Below are 3,706 nucleotides of genomic sequence, written 5' to 3'. Positions count from 1 at the left end.
GCCGTGCCCGCGCCGGCGCCCACCATCCCGAAGATCCCGCCGACGCAGGTGCTGTCGCGGCTCGCCGCGCTGCAGGCGGCGCCGACCGCCACGCTGAAGCAGCAGTGGCGCGAACTGTTCGGCAAGGAGCCGCCGCCCTGGAACCGGGCCTACATCCAGAGCCGGCTGGCCTATCGAATCCAGGAGCTCGCCTATGGCGGGCTGAAGCCCGAAACCGTCGACCGGCTTGTGGCGCTCGGCGAGCAACTGGATGGCGGCAACGTGGTGCTGCGCCGTATTCGGGCCGATAGCCGGCCACTGGCCGGCACGCGCCTCATCCGGGAATGGCAGGGCGTGCAGCATGTCGTCACTGTACGCATGAACGACTTCGAATTCGAGGGGCGGCCCTATCAGTCCCTGTCCGCCGTCGCTCGCCACATCACCGGCACTCGGTGGAACGGCTGGACGTTCTTCGGGCTGCGCGCGCGGGGTGACGCATGACCCGGCGCGCCCGCATTGAGCCGGCCATGCCGGCCACCACCAAGAAGCTGCGCTGTGCGGTCTACACGCGGAAGTCCACCGACGAAGGGCTGGAGAAGGAGTTCAACACCCTCGACGCGCAGCGCGATGCTTGTGAGGCCTACATCACCAGCCAGCGCGCTGAGGGGTGGGTGCTGGTGCGCGACCGCTACGATGATGGCGGGTTCTCCGGCGGCACGCTGGAGCGACCCGCGCTGCAGCGCCTGCTGCGCGACAGTCGGGCCGACCTGGTCGACGTGATCGTGGTCTACAAAATCGACAGGCGCCGGCCGCTGGACAAGGGCGACGTCTACAAGCTGCTGAACAATCGGACCTATGTCGGCGAGGCAGCGCACAAGGGGCAGGTCTATCCCGGCGAGCACCAGGGGATCGTGCCGCGGGAACTCTGGGATCGGGCGCATGCCGTCCTCCGGGTCAGCCCGCGGGTGCGCGCCAACCAGAATCGGGCGCAGACGCCGGCGCTGCTGAAGGGGCTGATCTTTGGCGTGGATGGCCGAGCGCTGTCGCCGACGCACGCCCGGAAGAATGGCCGCCTCTACCGCTACTACGTGGCGCAGCGGGTGCTGAAGGGCGATGCCGCCGGCGACGACAGCATTGTGCGCCGGGTGTCGGCGGCGGAGATCGAGGCGGCGGTGGTGGACCAGGTGCGGGCGCTGCTGCGGCAGCCGGAGATCGTGGTCGGCACCTGGCGGGCGGCGCGCAGGGAGGCGCCGGACCTGACTGAGGGCGAGGTCAACGATGCGCTGCACCGCCTCGACCCGCTGTGGGAGCAGTTGTTCCCGGCGGAGCAGGCGCGGATTGTGCGATCATTGGTGGAGCGGGTGGTGGTTGGGCCGGCCGGCGCCGACATTCGGCTGCGGCTAGATGGGCTCGGCGGCCTCGTCCGCGACCTCACTGCCATCTCACCGAGCGCCCTGATGGCGGCAGCATGACGACCGCGACCAGCATCACGGTCCGCGTGCCGCTGGCCATCAGACACCGGCCAGGGCGGAAGACCGTCGTGACGCCTATGGCGGCAGGACCGGCCGCGGTCACTACGCGCGCCGATCCAGCGCTGGTGAAGGCGCTGGCAAGGGCTTTTCGGTACCAGCGGATGCTGGATGAGGGCCGCTACGCTTCGATCACCGAGATGGCGTCCGCTGAGCGCCTCGAGCGGGGCTACCTGGGCAGGCTGCTGCGCCTGACGCTACTGGCGCCCGACTTGGTCGAGCAGGTTCTGGATGGGCGGGCGGCAGATCGTGTCGCGCTTCCGGCGCTGCTGGAGCCGATGCCCCTGGCATGGACCCATCAGCGGGAGCATCTGTTGTCGAGCGCGCTGACACGACCCACCGAACGAGAAGTTCGGATCGAGACGTGACGTCCAATCCTACCGCTTCACGAGCCAGCGCTTGGCAATGCGGCAGGCGACCGTGAAGGCGGGGTTGAAGACATTGCCGACATCGTAGCGGACGACCTGGCCCATCAGGTGACTGGCGGCCCGGGCGTCCAGACCGTAGTCCTCGCCAAGCCAGCGGGACATCTCTGTCGTCGCGTGCTGCAACGCCTGGTCCAGCGGCCGGGCATTGCCAACGGTGAAGATGTCGTCGGCCGTCTCGCCGCGCGGCCAGGTGATCGTCCGCTTCAGCACGCGGAAGGTCACCTCCATCTCAAAGGACGTTTCTATGCCCGTGCCGACGATCTCGCCGTCGCCTTGGCAGGCATGCCCGTCGCCGAGATAGAAGAGCGCACCGGGCACCGCGACGGGAAACCAGGCGGTCGTGCCGGGTGCGAAGAGCCGATAGTCCATGTTGCCGCCGTTCTGCGCGCTGGTCGCGGTGGACAGCGCCTGCCCGCCCGCTGGCGCGACCCCGAAGCAGCCGATCATCGGCTGGAGGGGGGGCGCAAAATCCTCGAGCCCCTGCACCGTGTTCTGCAGTCGAACCGTCCGGGCCTCGCGGTCGATCTCCCATACAGCACGCTGCTGCGGTGGCCGGTCGAGGATCGCGGCCGGGTCCAGCACGGTCAGGGCGAGCGGTGAATAGGTCCAGCCGGTCGCCCGGCTCGGTGTCAGCCGATCGATGCGCACGGCCAGCGTGTCCCCGGGTTCCGCGCCCTCGATGAAGAACGGACCCGTCATTGGGTTCGGCCGGCTGGCGACGGTCACCTCCCGCGCATCGAGGCCTGACGCATCAACCGTGTCCGTCACCACGGTGTCGCCATCAGCGACGCGCAGGCAGGGTTCGGCGACGCCGATCGCGTTGAAGTATCGTGTGGGATGGAAGCGGTGCGTGGCCATGGGCTCTCCGGGACATCTCGCTGGCATGGGCCGATCGGTCCGCGCCAAGGCTGCTCCAGGCAAGCTATGAACGGGGTCGCGCAGCGGTCAAGGCGCGGCGCGGGCCAGGGCTTTGGCGCCGATAGCCGTATGGAAGTCGAGGGGCTGGCTGGGCGGCTACGGGATCTCGGCGCGATGGCGGCCAACGGGCGGAGGGGCACATGAGCTCTGCCACCAGTTCCCTGTTCGGGTGCCGCTGGCGATCCGGCATCGGCTGGGCAGGAAGACCGTCTTGACGCCAATTACCGATGGCGTCCCGCCAGTCACCACGCGCGCCGATCCGGCTGTGGTGAAGGCGCTAGCACGGGCGTTCCGGTACCAGCGCATACTCGACGAAGGGCGGTACGCATCAATCACGGAGTTAGCAGCGGCTGAGAAGATCGACCGTGGGTTTGCGGGCCAGTTGCTCAGGCTGACTCTGCTCGCGCCATGTATCGTGGAAGATATCCTGGATGGATGCCGAAGAGGAGCCGTGCGTCTACCGTTGTTGATGGAGCGAATTTCATCCCGCTGGATGGAACAGAGGGCAATGCTAAACCTGTAGGCGCTCCGAGCATTACTCGTCTTCGTCTATAAGAGATGCTCCGTTCCGGTAATTTTCTTCCCACTCCACCTCGCTTCGGTCCAGATCTTCCCCGGACATAAGCTCGCCGCGGCCAGCGCATGCCTTGCAGTCCTCGACCACAACGACCGTCTCCACGAACGGATTGCTGGGGTCAGCCGGGTTATGGCCCTGCTCAAGTTTCTGGACCTGAATCTGGCCATGCCCCTGGCAGGCCGAACATCTCGCTGGCATCTCCGAGTCCTTGTCTCCCGCACCCAGTCTAATAGGATTCGCCGACCACGGCGAGCAATCGGCGGTTGTCTGTCCGA

General features: G+C 67.4%; 5 protein-coding genes. 3 read left to right on the top strand and 2 right to left on the bottom strand.

Going from position 1 to position 3,706, the window contains the following annotated elements; translation table 11 throughout:
* Positions 1 to 3 precede the first annotated feature (3 nt).
* From ACFHNC_RS24515 to ACFHNC_RS24505, 3 genes are read left to right on the top strand one after another with little or no spacing between them, the layout of a single operon-like run.
* The gene (locus ACFHNC_RS24515) at positions 4 to 480 is read left to right on the top strand and encodes a DUF2924 domain-containing protein (protein ID WP_437171857.1); all 477 of its coding nucleotides are present in this window, start codon (positions 4 to 6) and stop codon (positions 478 to 480) included.
* A gap of 26 nt (positions 481 to 506) precedes the next feature.
* Positions 507 to 1,451, top strand: a complete 945-nt coding sequence (locus tag ACFHNC_RS24510; RefSeq protein ID WP_437171856.1) for a recombinase family protein — start codon at positions 507 to 509, stop codon at positions 1,449 to 1,451.
* Entirely contained in the window at positions 1,448 to 1,876 is a 429-nt protein-coding gene (locus ACFHNC_RS24505; RefSeq protein WP_437171855.1) for a hypothetical protein, read from the top strand. The genes ACFHNC_RS24510 and ACFHNC_RS24505 overlap by 4 nt, the downstream gene beginning before the upstream one ends.
* Positions 1,877 to 1,885: 9 nt before the next feature.
* Here ACFHNC_RS24505 and ACFHNC_RS24500 read toward each other — a convergent pair whose 3' ends face one another.
* Entirely contained in the window at positions 1,886 to 2,794 is a 909-nt protein-coding gene (locus ACFHNC_RS24500; protein ID WP_437171854.1) for an acetamidase/formamidase family protein, read from the bottom strand.
* Positions 2,795 to 3,389: 595 nt separating this feature from the next.
* A partial coding sequence (locus ACFHNC_RS24495; RefSeq protein ID WP_437171853.1) for a hypothetical protein occupies positions 3,390 to 3,706 on the bottom strand: 317 nt, incomplete at its 5' end.

Source organism: Falsiroseomonas sp. E2-1-a4 (genome assembly GCF_051433165.1).
Lineage (GTDB): Bacteria > Pseudomonadota > Alphaproteobacteria > Acetobacterales > Acetobacteraceae > Falsiroseomonas.
The sequence above is the reverse complement of the archived record's forward strand: the minus strand, read 5'-3'. Positions and strand labels throughout refer to the sequence as shown.

Bases quoted from the DNA above. Each gene is read 5' to 3' on its own strand.
- ACFHNC_RS24505 (WP_437171855.1), top strand. From the start codon at position 1,448: ATGACGACCGCGACCAGCATCACGGTCCGCGTGCCGCTGGCCATCAGA.
- ACFHNC_RS24500 (WP_437171854.1), bottom strand. From the start codon at position 2,794: ATGGCCACGCACCGCTTCCATCCCACACGATACTTCAACGCGATCGGC.
- ACFHNC_RS24510 (WP_437171856.1), top strand. From the start codon at position 507: ATGCCGGCCACCACCAAGAAGCTGCGCTGTGCGGTCTACACGCGGAAG.